The 23,447-nt window shown below is 50.4% G+C and carries 15 protein-coding genes; 7 read left to right on the forward strand and 8 right to left on the reverse strand.

Annotation, left to right across the window (positions count from 1 at the left end):
• Positions 1-5 precede the first annotated feature (5 nt).
• The 3 genes from HMPREF0636_RS08060 to HMPREF0636_RS08070 all read left to right on the forward strand — a co-directional run bounded on the left by HMPREF0636_RS08060 (position 6) and on the right by HMPREF0636_RS08070 (position 5,186).
• Positions 6-1,937: a SusD/RagB family nutrient-binding outer membrane lipoprotein gene (locus HMPREF0636_RS08060; RefSeq protein WP_044169680.1), complete on the forward strand. Its 1,932-nt coding sequence runs from the start codon at positions 6-8 to the stop codon at positions 1,935-1,937.
• Positions 1,938-2,542: 605 nt separating this feature from the next.
• A complete protein-coding gene (locus HMPREF0636_RS08065) occupies positions 2,543-3,292 on the forward strand; it encodes a 16S rRNA (uracil(1498)-N(3))-methyltransferase (protein WP_044169681.1) in 750 nt (249 codons plus the stop codon).
• 28 nt (positions 3,293-3,320) lie between these two features.
• Entirely contained in the window at positions 3,321-5,186 is a 1,866-nt protein-coding gene (locus tag HMPREF0636_RS08070) for a hydroxymethylglutaryl-CoA lyase-like TIM-barrel protein (protein ID WP_044169682.1), read from the forward strand.
• A gap of 949 nt (positions 5,187-6,135) precedes the next feature.
• On the opposite strand, the gene lpxB is transcribed toward HMPREF0636_RS08070, so the two are convergent.
• From lpxB to HMPREF0636_RS08095, 4 genes are read right to left on the reverse strand one after another with little or no spacing between them, the layout of a single operon-like run.
• The gene (gene lpxB / locus HMPREF0636_RS08080; RefSeq protein WP_044169689.1) at positions 6,136-7,260 is read right to left on the reverse strand and encodes a lipid-A-disaccharide synthase; all 1,125 of its coding nucleotides are present in this window, start codon (positions 7,258-7,260) and stop codon (positions 6,136-6,138) included.
• Between the two features lie 9 nt (positions 7,261-7,269).
• Positions 7,270-8,028, reverse strand: coding sequence for a 5'/3'-nucleotidase SurE (gene surE / locus HMPREF0636_RS08085; protein WP_005467958.1), 759 nt, complete (start codon positions 8,026-8,028; stop codon positions 7,270-7,272).
• Between the two features lie 19 nt (positions 8,029-8,047).
• Positions 8,048-8,572, reverse strand: a complete 525-nt coding sequence (locus tag HMPREF0636_RS08090; RefSeq protein WP_044169690.1) for a BamJ family beta-barrel-assembly machinery protein — start codon at positions 8,570-8,572, stop codon at positions 8,048-8,050.
• A 15-nt stretch (positions 8,573-8,587) separates the two neighbouring features.
• Positions 8,588-10,129 (reverse strand): glycine--tRNA ligase, encoded by a 1,542-nt coding sequence (locus tag HMPREF0636_RS08095; RefSeq protein ID WP_044169691.1) that lies wholly within the window; start codon positions 10,127-10,129, stop codon positions 8,588-8,590.
• Positions 10,130-10,837: 708 nt separating this feature from the next.
• Here HMPREF0636_RS08095 and HMPREF0636_RS08100 point away from each other — a divergent pair.
• The 4 genes from HMPREF0636_RS08100 to HMPREF0636_RS08115 all read left to right on the forward strand — a co-directional run bounded on the left by HMPREF0636_RS08100 (position 10,838) and on the right by HMPREF0636_RS08115 (position 16,763).
• On the forward strand, positions 10,838-12,211 hold the full coding sequence (locus HMPREF0636_RS08100; protein ID WP_044169692.1) for a leucine-rich repeat domain-containing protein: 1,374 nt from the start codon (positions 10,838-10,840) through the stop codon (positions 12,209-12,211).
• Between the two features lie 68 nt (positions 12,212-12,279).
• Positions 12,280-13,749 carry a leucine-rich repeat domain-containing protein gene (locus tag HMPREF0636_RS08105; protein WP_044169693.1) on the forward strand — a complete coding sequence of 490 codons (1,470 nt, stop codon included), beginning with the start codon at positions 12,280-12,282 and terminating at the stop codon, positions 13,747-13,749.
• 17 nt (positions 13,750-13,766) lie between these two features.
• Positions 13,767-15,281, forward strand: coding sequence for a leucine-rich repeat domain-containing protein (locus HMPREF0636_RS08110; RefSeq protein WP_248616904.1), 1,515 nt, complete (start codon positions 13,767-13,769; stop codon positions 15,279-15,281).
• Between the two features lie 219 nt (positions 15,282-15,500).
• Complete coding sequence (locus HMPREF0636_RS08115) at positions 15,501-16,763, forward strand: hypothetical protein (RefSeq protein ID WP_044169702.1); 1,263 nt, start codon at positions 15,501-15,503, stop codon at positions 16,761-16,763.
• A gap of 148 nt (positions 16,764-16,911) precedes the next feature.
• On the opposite strand, the gene pafA is transcribed toward HMPREF0636_RS08115, so the two are convergent.
• From pafA to HMPREF0636_RS08135, 4 genes are read right to left on the reverse strand one after another with little or no spacing between them, the layout of a single operon-like run.
• A complete protein-coding gene (pafA, locus tag HMPREF0636_RS08120) occupies positions 16,912-18,579 on the reverse strand; it encodes an alkaline phosphatase PafA (protein WP_081748442.1) in 1,668 nt (555 codons plus the stop codon).
• Between the two features lie 44 nt (positions 18,580-18,623).
• Positions 18,624-19,499, reverse strand: a complete 876-nt coding sequence (prmA, locus tag HMPREF0636_RS08125) for a 50S ribosomal protein L11 methyltransferase (protein WP_044169704.1) — start codon at positions 19,497-19,499, stop codon at positions 18,624-18,626.
• 14 nt (positions 19,500-19,513) lie between these two features.
• On the reverse strand, positions 19,514-22,165 hold the full coding sequence (gene mutS / locus HMPREF0636_RS08130; RefSeq protein ID WP_044169705.1) for a DNA mismatch repair protein MutS: 2,652 nt from the start codon (positions 22,163-22,165) through the stop codon (positions 19,514-19,516).
• A 50-nt stretch (positions 22,166-22,215) separates the two neighbouring features.
• Positions 22,216-22,617 (reverse strand): acyl-CoA thioesterase, encoded by a 402-nt coding sequence (locus HMPREF0636_RS08135; RefSeq protein ID WP_044169706.1) that lies wholly within the window; start codon positions 22,615-22,617, stop codon positions 22,216-22,218.
• Between the last annotated feature and the right edge of the window lie 830 nt (positions 22,618-23,447).

Raw genomic sequence — 23,447 nt, forward strand, 5'->3', positions numbered from 1 at the left:
TGATCATGAATAAGATGAATAGCCTCATCAGTGGGCTCTCTCTGCTTACAATCCTCAGTATCGGCTCTTGTAAGGACTTCGATGAGGTAAATACCAACCCTACAGTGGCTAGTAAGGATCAGGTACGTACAGAGTACTTGATTAACCAAGCCATCATAACGGCACAGCAAGACCCACATATCGCAGAGCGTGCCTTCGTTCGCTACTGGAAAAATGCGGGGCATCAGCAGCGTGAAGGTTCTCTCACCATCGGGGCAACGAACAACGATTGGAGCACGGACTACTATAGCCGTATGACCACGAAGTCTCTCAATCCCATCTATCAAGCCATTGCACTCGCTAAGGAGAATATACAGAGTGGCTCTGCCAAGCCCTATGAGACGACTTTACTCGCAGTGGCTCGTGTCTGGCGTGCGTACATGCTCTCAGAGCTCTGTGACGTGTTTGGGGTCGTTGCTATAGAAGGCTACGAAGGAACAAACCCAAAATACGTAGGTGCAAAAGAAGCCTATTCCTTCATCCTTAATGAGCTAAAGGAAGCCTCTGAGGTACTGAAGACCTCCGTCAGCCCCAGCCCATCAACCAACAAGGAGGTCACGGACCTTGACCATGCCTATGGCTACAATGCTACAAAGTGGCGTATGTATGCCAATTCGCTACGTATGCGACTATCTATGCGCCTCTCGGAGGTAGAACCCTCACTTGCAAAGTCCCACTTCGAGGAGGCTGTAGCTGCAGGAGCTATCCTCAATGCATCTAATCGCTTCGAGATCGTAGAGAAGGATGGTTGGGATGAGCTAACAGGGGTAATGAGCCGTGAGTGGAATGCGCAGAATCTATCTGCTACCTATAATAACCTCACCGTTGGTCTCGGGGGCATCACCACCGCACGTCAGTTAAAGGATGCTCGCTATCAGTCACACATCAAGGCAGACAACTACCTAGGTGTTCGCTACGACAAGCATCTACCTCTGACGACCACTGACCCTATGCGCGGTTTCTACTTCGATGGTCTCCCAGCCACGATTGACCCACGTGCTTATAAGACCTTCATCGTTACGGGGGATACGCTGAACCCACAGTTCTGCTTCTATCCCTCTTGGAACTTAGGTCTGGTAAAGAAGACAGAGTACGAACTCAAGAACAATGATGAAAAGAAGACAACCCTCGTAAAGATAGATGCACGCTTTACTTGGAATGCCTTCGTCTCTGGCTCGTGGGGAGATCTCAATGCCATCAACGATCTCTCGAACATCGGTGCTATGCCTCGTCTTGCGCTCAAGTATAGAAACAGTACGAGTAAGCGTATCTTCTTCCCTGAATGGGAGACATACTTCCTCATCGCCGAGGCAGCTGAACGTGGCTGGACTGTCCCCATGACAGGTAAAGCAGCCTACGAGGCAGGTATCAAGGCCAGCTTCGCTTATCATGGCGCAGACTTCGTGGATGAATATCTCTCCTCCGAGGCATATAATCGTGTGGGTACTTCGGTAGCTTGGGATCACACTACCGAGCCTTCTCCCACGGTTACCATGAGCTATGTCGATGGCTATACGAAACAGCGAGGAAGCTATACTTACCGCTATCCAGAGGCAAAGAGTAGACTCTATAAGAAGGCAATGAACGACCATTTGACGAAGATCATCACGCAGAAGTTCATAGCCAACACTCCATGGCTCCCTCTAGAGACTTGGAGCGATCATCGTCGTCTTGGTCTGCCTTTCTTTGAGACGCCTGCTGTAGAAAAACCTCTGGATAACATGCTGCAGCTCACAAAGACTAATTACGAAACCGTTTCTATTGAGTTCTACCCACAGCGTGTGTCTCTACCTTCAGTCATATCTGCAGGTAACAAGAGTGGTTATACCTCTGCTCTTCAGGCTCTCGGTGGTAAGGATGGAGTGTTTGTCCCCATCTATTGGGCAAAGAAGCAGTAACAACCTCTTACTCAGGTAGGGTCAAGCTACCTGTATCTCTGTACTCAGAGTACATATAGAGCAACACTTACTCCCTTTCGATGCATAGGGAGTAGTTGCTCAACAGAACGAAGAAGTAGCCCTTAGGTTAAGCTCATCTTCACAGTCCATAGACTAGGATGACGCTCCTAATGGCTACTTCTTTGTTTGTTAGTTTTCAGATCTTCTCCCCTTCTGTATACTTTAGTTTTCCAGCCTTCACAAATACCCTAAATACAGGGCTTACGAAAGGTGGCAACGAGTTACCACAACTCGTTATTGCGAGTTACCATAACTCTTTGTAGCGACTTATGGTAACTCGTTTCTTATTCATTTTTTATGCTCTATATACTATTCATAATAAGGTATTTATGAATATTATTCAAGCTCTGTGTTTTTCCTCTATTTTCTGCCCTATCAGCTCATCTTTATTCTCTATTCTCTAAGCTCGTAATTGATATTTCACCTTCATCCACTACTTATTATTTTCCTTCCTTCGTATTCATTTTATGTTTTGACCATCACCTATCTCCTTCATTTGCTACAAAAAGACTAACTTTGATAGAGTAAATGGACATGATGCTTGGATGAAGGATCTACCACTCTTTTACGCTCCCCAGCTGCGAGAGGAACAGCAGCTGCCCGAGGCTGAGGCCCTACATGCTATCAAGGCTCTACGCACCTCTATCGGCGACGAACTGCTCGTTACCGATGGTCAGGGTATGCTCTATGAGACCATCGTCACTGCTGTAGACCGCCGTCACTGCTTCGTCTCAATCACTAGAGAGCAGATCTGGAACAAGTACTGGTCAGGACGCTGGAGTGTTGCCATAGCCCCCACCAAAAGCGTAGATCGTATCGAATGGATGATTGAGAAAATGGTAGAGGTAGGTGTGGACGAAATTATCCTCCTTCGTACCAAGCACTCCGAGCGTAAGCATATCAATCAGGAGCGACTAGAGCGCATCGTACAGAGTGCGATGAAGCAGTCACAGAAAGCACTCCTCCCTGCCCTACGTACCGATATAAACTTTGCCGATCTCCTCAGCGAAGCAAAGCAACCCATACGCCTCATTGCTCATTGTCGTGAGGGCATGAGTCCTGAGCGAGTGACGATAGATCGTGCCTTCTCTCCGAAGCAGGATATACTCATCGCCATAGGGCCAGAGGGAGATTTTACTATCGAGGAATTAGAGGAGGCTATCCGTACGGGATTCGTCCCTGTCACCCTCGGGGAGAGTCGTCTACGCACCGAGACAGCAGGTCTTATCGCTCTACAGTGGCTACACACGCTACACATGCTTTCACTCCATAATACAACAGAGAATAGTAAATAATAAATACCTAAAACAACGATCAACTCTTATGAAACAGAGAGAAATCAAATTCAGCCTCATCTACCGAGACATGTGGCAGTCCTCGGGTAAATATCAGCCCCGTAAGGATCAGCTTGAGCGTATCGCTCCCGTACTCGTCGAGATGGGCTGCTTTGCTCGTGTAGAAACCAATGGTGGTGCCTTCGAGCAGGTGAACCTCCTCTATGGGGAGAACCCCAACAAGGCTGTACGTGCCTTCACTAAGCCCCTGAACGAAGCGGGTATCCAGACCCACATGCTCGACCGTGGACTCAACGGTCTGCGTATGTTCCCCGTGCCTGCCGACGTACGTCGCCTGATGTACAAGGTCAAGAAGGCTCAAGGCGTAGACATCACTCGTATCTTCGACGGACTTAACGACCCACGTAACGTCATCCCCTCCATCAAGTACGCCAAGGAGGCTGGTATGATCCCACAGGCAACACTCTGTATTACTCACTCGCCTGTACACACTGTAGAGTACTACGCTGACCTAGCAGACCAGTTCATCGCTGCCGGTGCTCCTGAAATCTGTCTCAAGGACATGGCAGGCGTTGGTCGCCCTCGCTTCCTCGGTAAGCTCGTCAAGGCCATCAAGACCAAGCACCCCAAGGTCGTCATCGAGTACCACGGTCACTCTGGCCCTGGCTTCTCCGTAGCCTCCATGCTCGAAGTATGTGATAACGGTGCCGATATCATTGATGTGGCTATGGAGCCACTCTCTTGGGGTAAGATCCACCCAGACGTCATCACCATCCGTGAGATGCTCGTAGACGCTGGATACAAGGTAGCAGAGATCAACATGGACGCCTATATGCGTGCTCGTGCCCTCACACAGGAGTTCATCGATGACTTCCTTGGCTACTTCATGGACCGCTCTAACCTACTGACCTCCTCCCTCCTCGTAGGATGTGGACTACCCGGTGGTATGATGGGCTCCATGATGGCTGACCTAAAGGGTGTACATGCTGGTATCAACATGCATCTACGAAAGAAGGGAGAGAAGGAGCTTACTGTCGATGACCTCCTCGTACGACTCTTCGACGAAGTAGCTTATGTATGGCCACGTCTCGGCTATCCCCCACTGGTAACACCATTCAGCCAGTATGTGAAGAACGTGGCCCTGATGAACGTCTACAACCTCACCATCGGCAAGGGTCGCTGGGAAGCTATCGACAACAATACCTGGGGTATGATCCTCGGTAAGTCAGGACAGCTCCCTGGTAAGCTCGATCCAGAGATCATCGCTCTAGCTAAGGAAAAGGGTCTGGAGTTCACAACCGAAGACCCACAGCTCAACTATCCCGATGCCCTCGACAAGTTCCGCAAGGAGATGGAAGAGAATGGCTGGGAACTTGGGGAAGACGACGAAGAGCTCTTCGAGTTCGCCATGCACGAGTCACAGTATCGTGACTACAAGAGTGGCGTAGCCAAGGAACGCTTCCAGGCTGACCTAGATAAGGCCAAGACGGCTGCCCTCGTTAAGCAAGGTTATAGCGAAGAAGATGCTCTGAAGGCTAAGCGTCAAGGCACAGAGCCTATCAGTGCTCCTGCCTCTGGTCAGATCATCTGGGAGGTAGATCCTGAGGATTACTCTACGGCTCCTGCAGTGGGTACAGCTATCAAGACCAATGAACCCCTCTGCTACATCCAGACGACTGCAGGCTACTTTGAACCCGTAATCTCCAACTTCACGGGTCGCCTCAGCGAAGTCGTTGCTCAGGGTGCTAATGTCCGCAAGGGTGAAGCACTAGCCTACGTACGTCCTGCCGACCACGAAGAGCTCTTCACCGAGACAGAGCCCGAGCGTCTAAAGCGTGTAGAAAAGCTCGAGGAGGTACGTCATGTCATCCGCAAGCGTCGTGGAGAGAAATAACCTCTCACAATATACAGCGCGCTAAGAGCCACTGTAACGTATCCGAGTGTCACCGAGGGTAGTCTCTCCTCGGTGACACTCTTTTTATATACCCCTACCTTAACAACAAGAAGAAAATTAGCTAGAAAACGCTCCTATCTTACTTCTATCCTCCCGTTATCCACCGCACATAATATTAAGGTAAAGAATGGAAATAAATTATTTTCTGTCTATACTTTGTTGTTGTTATAGCGGTGGGTAAAGTGGGTAAGTTAGTTAGATGAAGGAGGGAGAAAAAAGCTATGCACCTACTTGTCCCTAAGGTTTAATTCAGGTTATGCACGGACTATACACCTCATTAAAGTATTGATTTGTAGGAGTCTCAAAATTATATTTATTCTTTGTCCACGCTTTGTACCCATCCTCATAGGTGGAAGAGAAGGGAGTGAAGTGAATAGACATGGGACAAGTTCTCAAATTATCTACATGAGCTAGGAGGTTGGAGAATTTGCTCTTTGTGCTTTCTCTGCACCAGTCTAGTTATCCCTCACTTATCCAACGGCTATCCCCAGTTTACCCACAGGGGCATCAGATGTACCAAGATAGATATAGGTAATGTGTATGAAAGAAGTAAACATGGAGAGCTGGGTAAAGCCTTCATGCCATTTAAATATCAATAAATTAACTTGTTCTTTATAAGCGATATATAAACTTACAAAAGGGAGGGGAAACGACTTATGGTAACTCGTCATGATGACTTACCATAACTCGTTGTGACGAGTTACCATAACTTTCTCTAGCGACTTACCACAACTCTTATTGGACGAGTTATAGTAACTCGTTGGGAGGAGATCTATGGTAACTCATCCGAATATGAATACAAAAGATTACATGAGACCCAATGAAAAGAATAAGTCTGTCTCAGACAAAGCTGAAACAGACCTTCTATACGGCTAAAAATGCTGGAGCTTTAGCGAATGAGGCTAAGAAGCCTAAGGGCAGCTCGGTCGGCTGCCTCCTCTTGACCCATCAGTTCATCTATCTGGGCGAAGGCATTGAGCTGATTGGTGCGCTCGGAGCTATCTTCATCGAGTAGCTGAATGATGTGGGTGCGGAGCTTCTCATCATTCATTTGGTCACCGAGGAGCTCAGGTACAGCCTCTCGATCAAGAATGAGGTTTACTAGCGAAAAGAAGCGTACGGAGAAAAAGTGCTTGAAGAGCCAACGAACAAGGCTACTCCCACCCATACGATAGCAGACAACCATCGGTGTGTGCCAGAGGGCTGTCTCTAGGGTAGCCGTGCCTGAGGTAACGAGAGCAAGTGAAGCACGGCGCATGAGTCCGTAGGTATCGCCGAAAGTAAGTGGTATCTCCTCATAACCCGTACGATAGGGTGTATAGTCCTCATCAGTCAATCCAGGAGCTCCCGCGATGATGCTCTGCCAACCTTTGGTATGAAACTCCTTCGCTACACTGAGCATGGTGGGGAGGTTATTTTTCAACTCAGCCTTGCGACTACCAGGGACGAGTACAATGAGCTTATCACGATGGACCTCCTCGGGGTGTGAGGCAAGATAACTGAGATGTGCGTCTGTACAAGGATTACCCACATAGGTAATGGGGAGCGAATGACTTCTGAAATAGGCCTCTTCAAAGGGCAGTATGCAGAGGCCATGATCTACCCACCTGCGGAGTTTTTTGATGCGGCTACTTCGCCAAGCCCAGAGCTTCGGTAGAATGTAATAAATGACCTTGGTCTTGGGAAGATTTTTCTTAGTGAAGGGTAGGATAAAGCGTAGATTGAAATCGGCAAAGTCTACGGGGATGACAACATCAGGCTTGAAGGCAAGGATAGCCTCTTGTACCTGTTTGCCTATTCGGGTGATGGTACGGAGGTTTTTCACCACGTTCACAAAACCCATGAAAGCCACAGATGAGAAGTGTACTACGGGACGGACACCAGAGGCTTCCTGCATCTTATCGCCACCCATGAACGCAAACGAAGCCTCTGCATCCCGAGCCTTCAGCGCACGGATGAGTGCGGAGGCATGCAGGTCTGCCGAGGCTTCGCCTACGATGAGGAAGTAGCGCATGCGGAGAGATTATTTGCCAGCTGTGGCAAGCGAACGTAGCTCACTGATGTAGCTATGGTTCGTCGTATCGAGCTGGAGAGGTGTGAGCGTTGCCCAGCCCTCACGTAGGTAGTGCCAGTCTCCTCTATCAGCTTCGTCTGTAGGGATCTGGTAGCCCGTCATCCAATGGATCTCCTTACCTCTACCGTCCTGACTGTTTACAAACTCTTCGACGAAGCGTCCAACGGTCATAGGACAGATCTTCAGTCCCTTGGGCTTATCCTTAGGGACGTTTAGCGAGAGCATGGTCTGATGAGGTAGCTTCGTCTGCTGCATTAGCTCTACGACCTTCTTTGTATAGTCTATGGAGTCGGTGAAGTCGGGATGCCATGCCGTATCATCGAGTGATACCGCAAGTGACGGGATGCCGTAGATGCAACCCTCACGGGCAGCACCTAGTGTGCCAGAGTAGCTCACACAGATACCCTCGTTGCTCCCGTGATTGATACCTGAGAGTACGAGGTCTGGGCGAGTATCGGCAAAGATTGTATTGAGTGCGAGCTTCACACAATCGACAGGCGTACCTTCGCAACTATATACCTCGAGAGAGCCTGTTGTATGACGATGCTTGAGTCGAAGGGGTTGGGTTGTGGTGATTGCTCCTGAGAAACCAGAGCGGGGTCCATCGGGGGCGACAATGGTCACATCACCATAGGGGAGCATCGCCTCTGCGAGCTCTTGAATCCCTGCGGCACGGAAGCCATCATCGTTCGAGATGAGTATATGCATATAGGATTATTAGAGTGAATTACTTGATGATTTCTACGAGCTTGACCTTGAAGAATAGGCTAGAGTATGAGGGAATACTACTAATACTCGCAGCACCATAGCCTAGATACCAAGGGATGACAACCTCTACATCATCACCTACGACCATGTTCTGCAGAGCGATGGCCATACCTATAATGTCACCACTAACCTTTGATGGATCAATGACTGTCTTGCTAGCGTTGGAGTCGAAGTACTCTGCCACATTTCCATCCTTTACCCAATCGGTAGTCAGATAACCGGTGTACTGTCGACGTACGTTATCTGTTGCGATGGGTTTCACAGTACCGGTACCACGGGTGACATACTTCATATATATGTAGTTATCACCATAGATACCAGGGATCGAGACACGTGAATAGCCAGACTTTCCCTGGAAGCTACGGAAAGCCTTTTCGTTATCCTCCCGTCGTTGCTGCTGCGTATCTATTGTATCGTTGCAACTAGAGAGTGCGAAGAGGGATGCAAGCCCTAGGATAAATGTATGAGCAAGTTTGCGAAGCATAGAGGTGGGGTGTATTTATATTTGACGCAGTAGGCTCTTGAGTGATGTTGCTTCGTTGAGCTTAGAGAAAAGATCGGAGATGGCCACACGCTCCTGTTGCATAGTATCCCTATGTCGTAGCGTAACGGTATTGTCCTCCATCGTCTGATGGTCTATAGTCACGCAGTAGGGTGTACCGATAGCGTCCTGACGGCGATAGCGTTTCCCGATGGAGTCCTTCTCATCGAGTTGGCAATTGAAGTCGAACTTAAGCGTATCGTAGATCTCTCGTGCCCTGTCATCTAGACCATCCTTACGGACGAGTGGGAGGATAGCCAACTTGACGGGTGCAAGTGCTGCAGGTAGGTGCAGTACGGCACGCTTCTCTCCGCCCTCGAGTTCCTCCTCTTCGAAGCAACCACATATAAGGCTAAGGAACATACGATCTACGCCAATTGATGTCTCAATTACATAGGGGACATAACTCTCTCCTAGCTCAGGGTCGAAGTACTGCATACGCTTACCGCTGAACTCTTCGTGACGCTTCAGGTCAAAGTCCGTACGGCTATGGATACCTTCGACTTCCTTGAAGCCAAAGGGCATTTCAAACTCAATGTCCGTAGCAGCGTTGGCATAGTGAGCGAGCTTCTCGTGGTCATGGAAGCGGTACTTCTTATCGCCAAGACCAAGAGCCTTATGCCAGCGCAGACGAAGATCCTTCCAGAAATCAAACCATTTAAGTTCCTCGCCAGGACGAACGAAGAACTGCATCTCCATCTGCTCAAACTCCCTCATACGGAAGATGAACTGGCGTGCGACAATCTCGTTGCGGAATGCCTTACCGATTTGTGCGATCCCAAAGGGAATCTTCATACGTCCTGTCTTCTGTACGTTCAGGAAGTTTACGAAAATCCCCTGTGCCGTCTCTGGGCGTAGATAGACCTTCATTGCGCCGTCTGCGGTGGAGCCCATCTCGGTGGCAAACATCAGGTTGAACTGGCGTACCTCTGTCCAATTCCTCGTACCACTGATAGGACAAACGATTTCACAATCTAGGATAATCTGACGAAGCCCCTCTAGATCGGTTGCATTCATCACCTCGCTGAAGTGTGTGTGGATCTCGTCCCACTTCTTCTGGTACTCGAGCACACGAGCGTTGGTAGCACGGAATTGCTCTTCGTCGAAGCTCTCACCGAAGCGTTTAGCAGCCTTAGCAATCTCCTTATTGATCTTCTCCTCAATCTTAGCTAGGTGGTCTTCGATGAGTACATCGGCACGATAACGCTTCTTAGAATCCTTGTTGTCGATGAGAGGGTCATTGAAGGCGTCGACATGGCCTGATGCCTTCCATATCTTGGGGTGCATGAAGATCGCCGAGTCGATCCCCACGACATTGGGAGCAAGGAGTGTCATGGCCTCCCACCAGTAGCGTTTGATATTATTTTTTAGTTCGCTCCCTAGCTGTCCGTAGTCATATACAGCACCGAGGCCATCATAGATCTCAGAGGAGGGGAAGACGAAACCATATTCTTTACAGTGGGCGATTACCTTTTTGAAAAGGTCTTCTTGCTGTGCCATTATTGCCAGTTATCCTTAATACTAATTATAAAACGTCACGTTGTCGGTCTTGTGATAGTTGCCTAGTCACAAACGACAAAGTTACACAATATCAGCTACTCATCAGCTAAACACGGGTCGTAGAGGCTAGGGTGATGTCCACTCCACAATGCGGTTTTGGTCTCCATGATGTGTGATGTGATGTTGATATGGTGCATCAAAAGTCCTCATTGGAGGGCAATAGGAGGCCATGTAAAAGGGGTGTTAAGGGATTTAGGAGAGTTACTATAAGTCGTGCCTTAACGAGTTACCATAACTCGCTCGGACGAATTACCATAACTTTTTGCAACGAGTTACCATAAGTCTTTTTAGCGAGTTACCATAACTCGTCACGACGAGTTATGGTAACTCGCTGAGGTCTTTCTTGGTGTGTTTATAATGGGTTGTTTATTAGTAGGTTACGAACGTGGGTTGTAAGCCATCTGAAAACCCTCCCCTTTTCATCAAATTAGCATTTATTAATGCAGCTTTTTATGTGTATGGGAGGATTTAAGACCCCGGGGGCGCAGTGCTGCAGTAATGGATGAGAGAAAATATAAGGATGGGAAATGAAGAAATGCGGTCTGGTGCATAAGCGAATCCATGAGAAGTTGTACATTTGCATCGTAAACCCCAATGGGGTCAACGCCTGTATAGTTCAATAACTTAATTATAAAGAAGAATCTTCAAATGAAGAAAACACTCCTCTCTGCCTTGGCTCTTATTGCCCTTGGTGGAGTATTCCAAAGCTGTAACAAGGAGGCAAGTGAGCCCACAGCTACACAGACCTCCCAGTCCAAGACATCAGCTGGGGCTCGTAACGCAGCCCAAGAAGAGGAACCCGCTATCTCGGGGTCGCTTCGTAGCGATAGTCTTGCCCTCGTTGACCTATATCAAGCCACGAAGGGTGATAACTGGCATCATACGAACTTCTGGCTCTCGGAGGAGCCACTATCCAAATGGTATGGTGTGCATGTAGATCAAGTCGGGGGTCAGCCTCGTGTCGTAGGGCTCTACCTTGGTGCGAATCAGCTCAAGGGTACGTTGCCCGCCTCAATCGGTCAGCTCACGGCTCTTCGTCGTCTACACCTACAGTACAATAGGGACCTTACTGGTAGCTTGCCTGAGTCCCTCTTTAACCTAGAGCGACTTGTCTCTCTGCGTCTTCGCTTCACCAGCCTTACAGGTGAGCTCCCTGCCGCCATCGGTAAGCTCACGAAGATCGATACCCTAGACCTGAGCAACAGTCAGTATGACCTCTCGATGTGGTGGGATGGTGACCCCAAGACAGCTAAGGAGCATCGTCCAAACCTCAAGACACTATCAGGCTCTCTGCCCAAGGAGATAGGTAATCTCAAGAAGGCACATTACATTGACCTTTCTTTCCAGGGTTTCTCTGGAGAGCTTCCTAAGGAGCTAGGCAATCTTACGGAGCTTAAGTATCTGGCTCTCTATGGCTGTCAGTTCGAGGGTACACTCCCCGAATCACTCGGTGGACTGAAGTCGCTCGTCTACTTCTCTGCTGGTAAGAATAAGTTCTCGGGAGCTATTCCTTCTTCTCTAGGTAGTCTGCCAGAGCTACGTAACCTGCTCCTTAGCTACAATCAGCTATCGGGTGAGGTACCTGCATCGCTGGGTAACCTGAAGTCTCTTCAGATCCTTAACCTAGAGCACAACCAGCTCTCTGGGCGCATCCCCGCAGCTCTTACGGGGCTAACGTCGCTCTATCAGCTCTACCTCAATGGGAATAAGCTTACTGGGATCATCCCTGCTGACCTAGGTGGTGCGCAGCAGCCCAACCTCATCTGGGTAGACCTTCGTGATAATGACCTCGAGGGACACCTCCCAGCACGTATCAAGCAGTTTGTGCCAGATGCGAAAGGAATGAAGCATATAGCGGAGCTCCCAGAGTTTGGCTATGTACTCTTCGCTGTCTCTGGTAATCGTCTCTCTGGTCTTGTACCACAAGAGTATCTCTCTTACCCCAAGACGCTCAAGCTCCTCCTTCCACAGCGTGGTGCGGGCTTTACCAACCTGAAGAACGACGGGTCTCTCGTCAAGTAAATCACTTCCATAGCTCTCCCTGGCCTAATATCTAGGTCAGGGAGGGCTATACCATACAAATCTTAATTATGATCAAGTACAAGTCTTTTCTTGCGCTTGGGCTTGCCCTTGCGCTCGGCACCTTGTCGTCCTGTCGCAGTAAGGATGACCCCTCTCCAACACCAACTCCTCAGCCTCAGTCGGGCATTAAGATTACTAATGGTGTACTCACAGCTTATCCCGAGAAGGAAATCAAGGATGGCACAGTGAAGCTCACCGATGTGACAGAGGTCTCAGACAAGGTCTTTGAGAACTATAAGACACTCAAGACGGTAGTGGCTCCCAAACTTACTAAGATAGGGGCTGCGGCCTTTAAGGGATCTGCGCTTGTCTCTCTTACCCTAGGCTCAACACTCCCTACGGTGGCAGATGATGCCTTCGTAGATACACCTGATGCCAAGGATCTCGTTGTGCCAGCGGACAAGGCTGATGCATACCGAGACTTTGCCATTAAGCATCACTTCAAGACCATTAATGGTAAGGCCGTGCCTACTATTCTCATAGAGGCGGGTATCCTTAAAGAGTATCCAGAGGCACTCCTTCCCGCTGATGGTAAGCTCACCCTAGCAGAGAATGTCAAGGGCATAGCGGCAAGTGTCTTCGAAGGGAAGACGCAGCTGAAGGAGCTACACGCCACACATGTAACGAATATAGAGGCAAAAGCCTTCAAGGGATGTACGAGCCTTGAGAAGGTGGAGCTTGGTGCAACTGTTCCCACAGTAGCAGATGATGCCTTCATGGACACACCTAACACAAAGGATCTTATTGTACCAGCGGACAAGGTTGGTGACTATCAAGTCTTCGCAAAGAAGCATGGCTTCAAGACCGTCAATGGAGAGGAGCTAGCTACCCTTCCCGATGGAGTTGTAGTTGAGGGCAACACCTTGGTGAAATGGCCAGCATCTGTGCCTCGTAAAGAGCAAGTCACCCTTCCTAGCTATATTACCAAGATTCGTTTCAATGCCTTCGGACGCGGTGCCCAGGTAATCAACCTCGTTGGTCCTAACGTCGAAGAGATTGGTGAAAAAGCTTTTGCTGATAACTCAAAGCTAAAGACGGCATCCTTCCCTAAGCTCAAGAAGATCGGAATCCGCGGTGTCTTTAACTGTGCAGGTCTAAAGACATTCGATGCACCCCTACTTGAGGAAATCGGAGTAGGTGCTTTCTATAAGTCCTCAGCTCTTACAACGATTAACTTCCCTCTCTTGAAGGTCATTCCTCAGGATGCTTTTAGGGCTGGATATAACGGACAGCTAGAGACAATCGTCCTACCTAAGGCAGAGAGCTTCGGTGCAAGTGCTTTTAATGCTCAGGTAAGCATTAAGACGATTGAGCTTGGAGCTACTCCACCATCAGGGGCGCTCCCCTCTACATTTGAGGATGCAGCCCTCAAGGGAAAGAACCCCGCACCTAAGGTCATTGTCCCCGCTAGTGCAGTGAGCACATACCTCGGAACCGGTACTAAGTGGCTAGGCATCTTCGAGGTGCAGGGCAAGTAAGACCTAGTATAATCCCGTTGAAACAAGCATTTATGCAAGCAAATAAGATCATCCTAGCACTGGGGCTTACCCTGGTGCTAGGACTCTTTGCTTCCTGTAGAGGCAAGGAGAGTCCAGACCCTAAGCCAAATCCCCAAAATCCTCAGTCGGGCATCGTCATTAAGGATGGCGTACTTACGGCTTATCCCGAGAAGGAGATAAAGGACGGCACTGTGAGCCTCCCCAGCGTTAAGGAAATAGCACCTAAGGTCTTTGAAGGCTATAAGACGCTGAAGAAGGTTGAGGCGTCTGCCCTTGTGAAGATTGGGGCTTCGGCCTTCAAGGGCTCATCCCTCACTTCGCTCACCCTCGGGGCAACTGTCCCCGAGACGGTGTATGATGCTTTCTCTGGGACACCAGAGGATAAAGCTCTTAACGTACCAGCTGACAAGGTCGATGCCTACAAGGACTTCGCCCTCAAGCATGGCTTCCGCTCGATTAACGGCACAGTGCTATCCGCTGGTAAGGAGATAAAGGACGGCGTACTGACCTCCTATCCCTCGAGCCTGACACCCTCCGATGGGATTGTCCGCCTAGATGGAGTGAAGGAGATCGCAGCTGGTGTCTTTGCTGGCAATACACACCTTAAAGAGGTGCATATCCCGGGTGTGAAGAAGGTCGGAGCAGGAGCTTTTAAGGGTTGCTCGTCTCTTATGAAGGTCGACTTCGGAGCAGAGCAACATCCCCCCTTCGCTATCAATGAGACAGACCCCTCCATGGGCACGGCAGAGGATGCCTTCTGGGGTACACCCGAGGACAAGGTACTCGTCTTTAATCCCAAGAATAACCCTAATTACCTCGTCTATCTAGAGTATATCGCACGTCACCACTTTGCACGGCTTGATGGGATTGAGATCCCAGAGACGCTTGAGGCCTCCAAGTATGAGGTGAAGGGTGGGACACTTACGCGGATTAAGGATAACAATGCCCTTGTGGGGCTTGGACGTAATGGGGTACTCATCCTGCCGAGCAGTATCAAGAAGATTGGTGATGGGGTCTTTAGCGGTCGGTTCCAAAACTTCAAAGTCATCTACGGCGAAGGAGTAGAGGAGATCGGAAATAATGCCTTTAGTGAATGTGGTAGCCTCACGTTCGCTCACTTCCCCAAGCTCAAGAAGGTTGGCGAACTCGTGTTTGAGCGTAATGGAGCACTCTCTACCTTGAACTTCCCCGCCCTTGAGACTATTGGTGCGCTTGCCTTCAATAGCTCTGGCGCGGTGAACCCCATCCGCATCACTTACCTCAGTCTACCTAAGGTCAAGAAGATCGGGCGTGGCGTCCTCGAAGGGCGATATGAAAAGCCCATAACGCTCCTCTTTGGTGCAAAGCCCGAGGTAGATATGACGCCCTACAAGGATGATATGCCTCAGGACGGCAGTGTGACCTTCCACGGCATGATCTCGCCTGTACTCTACGTCTCGCCTGCCGACAAGGCTAGCTATAACCTCACGGGGGATAAGTGGCTTGGCTTCACCGTTAAGGAACTGAAGTAGCCCATATCCTCATCCCTTCTACCACGGGTGCTTGTCACCCTTCTCACGAAACCCTAGCTAGGGTTACCCAGAGACCCTTGCTAGGATTGCTTTAGGAGTCCTTGCAAGGGTTGCTTACTTGACCCTTGCAAGGCTCTCCCTCGAGGGGTAAATAGCGGGAGTGGATTACCCATATCCCTTTCCCTCTTCACCCCTCTGCTCTTTACTTATCATGGCTTTATGAAGATCCATTCATCCCTCTCTTTGCTCCTAGTAACCGTAGCCCTGATCTCAGGGTGCAGGAGCAAAACGAACGAGCCTACTCCAGCACCCAAACCCTCCCCCAAGGAGCAACCCAAGAAGCCCGATGAACCCAAGCCTCATAAGCCCTACGAAGGCTATGAGGGCTACACGCTGCTGCATGACGGGGGGCAGGCACGCTACCATTATAATGAGTTTGTAGAAGTAGCAGTGTCACCTCACCTTTTCCTACTTGACCGAACGGGGAAGCATGTGGGGGATGCCTTGGCTGACCTAAATAAAGACTACGAGGGGCATAAGGATATCTGTGAGACACAGCTGTCAGAGGCGGGTAGTTACATCGCTCTACTGGCTAAGTATGACTTCTCGGAGAGTAAGCACGCCTCTCGCCTGCTCCTGCTTGACCGAAAGAGCCTCAAGATCCAGCGGAACATACGTATCGAGGAGCCGAATGATGATAATTGGGTGCGCCAGAGCTTCACCCTCTCCGACGGATCCACCTACCTTGCCTTCTCGAAGCGGTCCTTCTATCGCTTGACACCAGAGGATGGTAAGCTAAGCCCAATCACCGTTGGCGGAGCTTGGGAATATCCATTGGATGCGGCTTCATGGGAGGATAAGGGGTATTTCTTCCGAAGGCATGATCGGGTAGCCCTACAATTCTCAATAGGCTCCACGAGCAGTACCTCTATAGAGATTGTGCATAAGGGTGCTACGCTGGTGAGGGTTTACAAGGCTGGAGGTGCGTATCTCATACTTAGGGATTCGTCTAACCGCTATTACCTCTTCTCCATGAAGGAGGGGAGGGTATTGGCTCGCTTCACCCTAACGGAGAGTGCTGGGCGTACGATGGTCTATGATGCAGAGACACAGATGATCTTCTTCGCAGGGGCTTCTCCAGAGACGAAGGAGCGCACGGTATATCGGGTTACCCTTGCAAAAGACACACCGGCGGAGACCATTCAGCACCTAGAGGCCAAGCTCTACTATCGCGTCTCGGGACGTACCGAGAGCGATAGCAAGGTGGGGCTACAGATGACGCTTGGGATTAATGCCGATCTTCGCCAGCTCTATGTGTCATGGCTTGACCAAGGACGTGGAGGCCCACTGCTACATCATCTCTCGAAGGTCGTGACGCTACCTCTAACAACCTCGGAGGATTTACCCGTAAAGCGCCTCGGTCTCTATGACTTTCACTTCGCTGCTGACCTCAGGGAGATTTTCCTGAACACCTCTCGGTAGCCAAGGTATGTAGCCCTAGTATCGTCTCTTTAGGGACGATAATAAAGATCACCCCCTCAATACGCTGTGGTATTGAGGGGGTGGTCTCTTTGGGGAAGAGAGGAGCTATCCCATCGGATTCCTCGTAGGGTGATACAGGGAAGGGGGCTTAGTCTTCATCGAAGGCCTCGGTAATCGGATGACCGATGCAACCCGAGGGGTACTGGGTCTTCAAGAGAGCAGCCAGCGTGGCAGCGATGTCCGTGATATAGGTCTCACGATAGAGATGCCCAGAGCGAATGCTCTTACCCATGAAGATGAGGGGGATGTGTGTGTCGTAGGGTGACCAGACGCCGTGTGTTGTGCCTCTTGGCGTCTCTGCACTCCCCTTGGAGTACCACCCTGGGTCTGGGACGACGAAGATGTCCCCACTGCGTCCCTTGCGGTAGCCATTGATGATACGAGTCTTAATAGCCTCGGGTATGGGGGCATTTACTACATCGGCTGCTGGGATGGCGTAGGCTACCCCTGGGAGCTTATCCTTGAGCGCCTTGCTAATCGCACGTTGTAGGGCAAGGCGGTCAATGTTGAGGGCGTCAAGGCGTGCATCATCGAAGAATACCTGATAGTTGAAATAAGCCTGTACGACCTTTGCCTCAGAGCCTATGAAGGCACGTGCAGCAGAGTCGATGATCGAGCGTGCGATGTCGGAGCGAAGAGCCTCACCTGGGATCTTGTGGTCACGGTTAAAGGTGAGGTTGTGCGCAGCTGCATGATCTGCGGTGAGGATGAATAGGTATCCGGCCTCGCCAACCTTCCTACCTAGGTAGTTGAGAAAGAACGCTAGTTCGCGGTCGAGGCGTAGGTAGGTGTCCTCGGTCTCCACAGCAAATGTCCCGTAGCGATGCCCGATGTAGTCCGTGGCAGAGAGACTCATAGCTAGGAAATCGGTCTCCTTGCCTTCGCCTAGATGTTCGCCTTCGATAGCTGCCTTAGCCATTTCAAAGGTCAGAGTATTACCAAAGGGGGTTGTGCGGATGACCCCAAGACCATTGGTCTTCATCAGTGCCTTGGTGTCGAGGGGGAGGGTAGCAGGTACTTCACCCTTCTTGCCCCAGGGCTGTTCGTAGTCAGTCTTATCAGCTGTGCTCTCACGATAGGTCTTGAGATCGTAGAGAGGCTTCCAACCTTGACTGAGGAGCTCCTTCACCCTCCCACGGGCATTGAACTTTTTCACCCAATCGGGAAGCTCTGTACGATAGTAGGTGCTTGTGATGAAGTTACCCGAGGCGTCATCAAGCCAATAAGCGCCGTTTGTCGTATGACCAGCGGGGAGGATAGAGGCTCTGTCCTTGATCGCAATGCCAATGGTCTTTGACCGGAAGTTCGTAGCAATGCGTAGTTCGTCAGCAATGGTGGTCGTGAGGAGGTTGCGAGGGGACATTTGTCCGCTCTTGCCATTGGGTACGCCCACGGATGCCACGAGGGTATCCTGCGTGCAGTAGATAGGCTTCCCGTCCTTATAGAAGTCATTACCTGCGATGCCATGGATAGAGGGTACGCTACCTGTATGTACGGAGCTGTGGCCGATGGCGGTATAGGCAGGGATGTAGTTGATGCGTGTATTCTCGCAGTTGAAGCCCTCAGAGAGTAGCCGTTTGAAGCCTCCATCCACAAAGCGTGCCTGGTAACGGTAGAGGTAGTCCCAAGTCATCTGGTCTACCATCATCGTCACAACAAGGCGTGGACGGCCATGCTGTGTCGCTTGGACTTGCCCCGTAGAGAAGAGCGCAAGGAGAGAAAAAGCAAGGAGACGAAGAGTAGTCATTCGTATCATGAGTCGATTTGTTTGATGAGTTTACTCGTGTAGGGGTGTAAGGGTTAGGGATGGAGGAGCTCAACGAGTGACCAACGATTATGTACCACGTTGGCTACGAATTGTAGTCCAAGCTCCTCACCACGTGCCACGAGCAGGGGAATATCCTCCTCATAGAAGCCACTGAGTAGGAGCCTACTGCCCGAGCGCATGACCGCTGTATAGCGAGGCATATCCTCCAGGAGGATGTTGCGGGTGATGTTAGCAAGAATGAGGTCATAGGGTGCTTTGCTCTCAAGGGTAGAGGCATCGCCACAGATGATCTCATCTATAGAGACATTATTGAGGGAGGCATTCTCTTGTACATTCTCATAGGCCCAAGGGTCTATGTCAATAGCTGTGAGTGAACCAGCACCACGCTTGAGGGCGATGATACCGAGTATCCCCGTACCACAGCCCATGTCTAGTACACGTAGTCCCCGAAGGTCATGACCAAGGAGCCAAGAGCAGATGAGTGAGGTGGTCTCGTGGTTACCTGTGCCAAAGGCCATCTTGGGACTAATAATGATTTCCAATGGGAGCTCTGGCTGTGGCTCATGGAAAGGCGCGCGGATGAGACACTGCCCTTCGCCTAGGAGTATGGGTTGGAAGTAGTGTTTCTCCCACTCCTCATTCCAATTAACCTCGGGGAGGAGCTCCGTAGTGTACTCGTAGGAGAAACCCTCTAGAGGGAAGGAGGAGAGGAGCTCTTGTGTAGCCTCTTCACTATAGTCCTGCTCAGGGATGAAGGCCTTAATCGCTCCCTCACTCTGCTCAAAGCTCTCGAACCCAATCGTACCAAGCTCGGAGATGAGCCAGTCACTGAGGTCTTCGTCGGATAGTGAGGATGGGGTCTCAGTCGTGGGGTAGTGGTAGCGCAGTGTGAGCTGTAGATAGGGCATAGGGGCTGATGGTGTTACTGAGGGGTGGTTAGGAGACGCTGTATCTCGCAGAGCTTATTCAGAGCCTCAAGAGGGGTTAGGCTATTGATGTCTACCCGGAGGAGTCGCTCTCGTATATCGGAGAGGACAGGGTCATCGAGCTGGAAGAAGCTCATCTGTACGCCCTGTACACCTTCGGTGGTTGTAGTGCTGGGCTTCTTTGCCTTTGTAATCTTAATCTCCGTGCCTAGTCCTGTTACCTCATGGATATGTGCCTCCTCAAGCTGTACAAGGATCTCAGTGGCTCGTTGTGTGATGCTCTGGGGCATACCACCGAGGCGTGCCACTTGGATACCAAAGCTATGCTCGCTACCACCCGGTATGAGCTTGCGTAGGAAGAGCATTTTCCCCTCGATCTCTCGGGCAGAGACATTGAAGTTCTTCACTCGCTCTAGTCTATTCTCTAGATCGTTCAGCTCGTGATAGTGGGTGGCAAAAAGCGTCTTGGGGCGACCATGCCTATTATCGTGTAGGTACTCGATGATTGCCCAAGCAATGGAGATCCCGTCATAGGTGCTCGTGCCACGCCCTAGCTCATCAAAGAGGATGAGAGATCGGTCGGAGAGATTATTGAGTATGCTTGCTGCCTCCTGCATCTCTACCATGAAGGTCGATTCGCCTCGAGAGATGTTGTCCGAAGCCCCCACACGGGTGAATATCCCATCCACAAGGCCTATGTGTGCTGCCTCTGCAGGGACGAAGGATCCAATCTGTGCCAGTAGAGTGATGAGCGCTGTCTGGCGAAGGAGGGCGGACTTACCACTCATATTGGGACCCGTGATGACCATGATCTGGGTCTCCTTCTGATCTAGGTGTACGTCGTTCGGCACGTAAGACTCTCCGAAGGGAAGCTGCTTCTCAATCACGGGGTGTCGCCCTTGCTTGATGTCCAGCACTGTACCCTCATCTACTACGGGGCAGACATATCGGTTTGCTTCGGCACACGAAGCAAATGAGACGAGGCAGTCTAGCTCTGCCAAGGTGCGTGCATTACGCTGTAGGAGTTGGATGTGTCGAGATAGACGAGCGATAAGCTCCGAGTAGAGCCGTGCCTCAATTGCCGCAATACGTTCCTCGGCTCCGAGGATCTTCTCCTCATATTCCTTTAGTTCGGGGAAGATATATCGCTCTGCTCCTACGAGCGTCTGCTTGCGTGTCCAAGTCTCGGGGACACTCTTCGTATGCTGGGAGCGTACCTCTACATAGTAGCCAAAGACATTATTGAAAGCGATCTTCAGTGGAATGCCAGCCTTTCGGCTCTCTCTGTCCTGTAGGTGTACGAGATAGTCCTTGCCGTGTGAGGAGAGGTTGCGAAGCTCATCAAGTTCCTCATTAATACCCGAGGCGATGACGGCTCCTCGTCCAAGGGCAATCGGAGGCTCATCAGTAAGGCTTCGCTCTATGTCGAGGATGACTTCTTCGTTTGTCTCAAACCGCTCAGCCATCCTATGTAGCTCTTCTCCCTCAGCCTTGCTCAGTAGGGAGGCAATTTGTGCCGTAGAGCGAAGCGAATGTGCTATGACCCGTGTCTCTCGTGGTGATATACGCCCGAGGGCAACCTTGGAGGCCATTCGCTCCAGATCCCCTATACCCATCATGTGCTCGCCTAGCGTACGGCGTAGCTCTGCGTCACGTACTAGTGCTGCCACGACCTGCTGACGGCGGTGGATCTCGGGCAATTCGATGAGTGGGAACGAGAGCCAGTGTCGTAGTAGGCGTCCCCCCATTGGGGTCACGGTAGCATCCAGCACGTCTAGTAGGCTCTTCCCGCCTTCATAGCTCATCGGCTGTAATATCTCTAGGCTACGGAAGGTAAAGCTATCTAGTCGCATCGTACCTAGTCGGTCGATACTGCGAAGGGTGGTGATATGCCCCAGCTCGTTGTGACTGGTCAGCTCTAGATAGTTTAGGATAGCACCTGCTGAGGCAATGGAGAGCCTTTTGTTCTCTAGCCCTAAGCCTTTGAGGCTCTTCACGCCGAGCTGGTTTTGGAGCTTCTGACGATTGTTCTCTACGGCGAATGTCCAGTCCTCCACCTCGAAGACGAAGCCTCGGTAGGCAAATGTTCGATCGAAAGCTCCCCGTGCCTTGCGCTCTACGAGTACTTCCTTGGGTAGATACGAAGAGAGGAGCTTGTCGAGGTGCTCGTTGGTACCCTCTGATACGAGGAATTCTCCCGTTGATATGTCCAGCAGTGAGATGCTTCCTAGACCATTGTCAGTGAGGTACACAGCTGCCAGATAATTGTTCTCCTTGTTCTTCAGCACGTTGTCTCCGAGGACGACACCCGGAGTTACGAGCTCTGTTATCCCACGCTTGACGAGCTTCTTTGTTTGCTTGGGGTCTTCTAGTTGATCACAGATCGCCACGCGCTTCCCCGCTCTGACCAGCTTGGGTAGATAGGTATCTAATGCATGATGCGGGAAGCCCGCCAGCTCCACGTGTGCAGCTGAGCCATTGGCTCGCTTGGTGAGTGTAATCCCTAGGATCTCGGAGGCTGTGATCGCATCCTCACTGAAGGTCTCATAGAAGTCCCCTACCCGAAAGAGTAAGACTGCATCTGGATGCTTGGCCTTAATCTCTAGGTACTGCTTCATTAAGGGGGTTTCTACGATTTTCTTTGCCATGAGCTAGGGGTAAAGGGGCAATTAATAAAGGAATATCGTTGGTCTAAAGTCTAGCGAAGGACGTCCTTCAAGAGCTCGGCAAAGAACTCTCCTCGTGTGAGCTGACCATCTTTGACCAGCACACACTCTACTTCGCCCTGGGCTGCTAGGCTGCCATCTGTGTGTAGGATGTCTTGGTAGAAGGTAAGTTTAGGCCCACGCATAGCACAGTGTAGAGCTGAGCGAAAGTGATCTCCACTTTTCAGGCTCTTCTTGTAGGAGATGGTGACTTTTGAGACGAAGGCATCCAGTCCGTCCTCGTGCATCTGGCCGAAGTTCACGCCTAGGCTCTCGAGGAACTCATGGCGGGTATGCTCCATGTAGTGTTGGTAATTGGCGTTATTCACCACGCCCTGAAGGTCGCACTCGTAGTCACGTACCTTCATGTCTAGTGCAAATATGTGATCCAAAATAGACGTCTGCGTTAAGTTACTAATGACTTGACAAAGTTAATCCAAAACCACTAACCCTCTAACCGCTCCCTCTCTATCCGCAGGTGGATATGGTCTTGTCCCTCGAGATGGTTGCTCTCCTGTGTTGTTGGGTGTGGTCGTCGCACTATTGGTCGAGATAACCTTTAGGGGGAGTTGTTTATCGTGGGGTGTATTCTCCTGAGCCGCTCGGATGGTCGGAGTGTAGCCGTTCTGTGTAGGTTGTTGTAATGGGTTGATTTTGTAGCGTTTGTGAAGGTGTATAACGAGTTACCATAAGTCGTCTTGGCGAGTTATGGTAACTCTCTTTGGTGAGTTACCATAACTTGTTTGAGCGATTTACCATAACTCTCTCTGACGAGTTACCACAACTCGTGAAGTACACTTTTGGGTTAGTTTGTAATGTTTTTATTTCTAGTGTGTTATGCGGTGTTATTTTGGGGTAAAAAGGTGGAGCTTTGTGGCCGGGAAGTGTATGCTTGGTGGTGTTGCAGTTGTGCAGTGTGGAGGGGAAGAGTTATTGTATTTTGTCTTTACTCATTATTATATGAGTTTTGTCTTGCGAGACTAGGAAGGTCCTGAGGTGTGGCAAGTATTGTCTTGCAGTGTTGTTCTTTCATTTGGAGATGTTGTTGTAAAAGCAGTACCTTTGCGGTCACGATCTTGCCAGCGGGTTGTTAGCGGTGTCTGCTGGGCTTCTCGAGTGCGAGTAGCCATTCTTTGGAGACAAGTCGATGAGTCTTCAGCTGGTGACGCATTTAGACAATTTGCGGATTGTTTTGGTAGTTTAGAAAAAAGCATTACCTTTGCAA

Source organism: Porphyromonas catoniae ATCC 51270 (assembly GCF_000565015.1).
Classification (GTDB): Bacteria; Bacteroidota; Bacteroidia; order Bacteroidales; family Porphyromonadaceae; genus Porphyromonas; species Porphyromonas catoniae.

Bases quoted from the DNA above. Each gene is read 5' to 3' on its own strand.
- HMPREF0636_RS08060 (WP_044169680.1), top strand. From the start codon at position 6: ATGAATAAGATGAATAGCCTCATCAGTGGGCTCTCTCTGCTTACAATC.
- HMPREF0636_RS08065 (WP_044169681.1), top strand. From the start codon at position 2,543: ATGAAGGATCTACCACTCTTTTACGCTCCCCAGCTGCGAGAGGAACAG.
- HMPREF0636_RS08070 (WP_044169682.1), top strand. From the start codon at position 3,321: ATGAAACAGAGAGAAATCAAATTCAGCCTCATCTACCGAGACATGTGG.
- lpxB (WP_044169689.1), bottom strand. From the start codon at position 7,260: ATGCGCTACTTCCTCATCGTAGGCGAAGCCTCGGCAGACCTGCATGCC.
- surE (WP_005467958.1), bottom strand. From the start codon at position 8,028: ATGCATATACTCATCTCGAACGATGATGGCTTCCGTGCCGCAGGGATT.
- HMPREF0636_RS08090 (WP_044169690.1), bottom strand. From the start codon at position 8,572: ATGCTTCGCAAACTTGCTCATACATTTATCCTAGGGCTTGCATCCCTC.
- HMPREF0636_RS08095 (WP_044169691.1), bottom strand. From the start codon at position 10,129: ATGGCACAGCAAGAAGACCTTTTCAAAAAGGTAATCGCCCACTGTAAA.
- HMPREF0636_RS08100 (WP_044169692.1), top strand. From the start codon at position 10,838: ATGAAGAAAACACTCCTCTCTGCCTTGGCTCTTATTGCCCTTGGTGGA.
- HMPREF0636_RS08105 (WP_044169693.1), top strand. From the start codon at position 12,280: ATGATCAAGTACAAGTCTTTTCTTGCGCTTGGGCTTGCCCTTGCGCTC.
- HMPREF0636_RS08115 (WP_044169702.1), top strand. From the start codon at position 15,501: ATGAAGATCCATTCATCCCTCTCTTTGCTCCTAGTAACCGTAGCCCTG.
- pafA (WP_081748442.1), bottom strand. From the start codon at position 18,579: ATGATACGAATGACTACTCTTCGTCTCCTTGCTTTTTCTCTCCTTGCG.
- prmA (WP_044169704.1), bottom strand. From the start codon at position 19,499: ATGCCCTATCTACAGCTCACACTGCGCTACCACTACCCCACGACTGAG.
- mutS (WP_044169705.1), bottom strand. From the start codon at position 22,165: ATGGCAAAGAAAATCGTAGAAACCCCCTTAATGAAGCAGTACCTAGAG.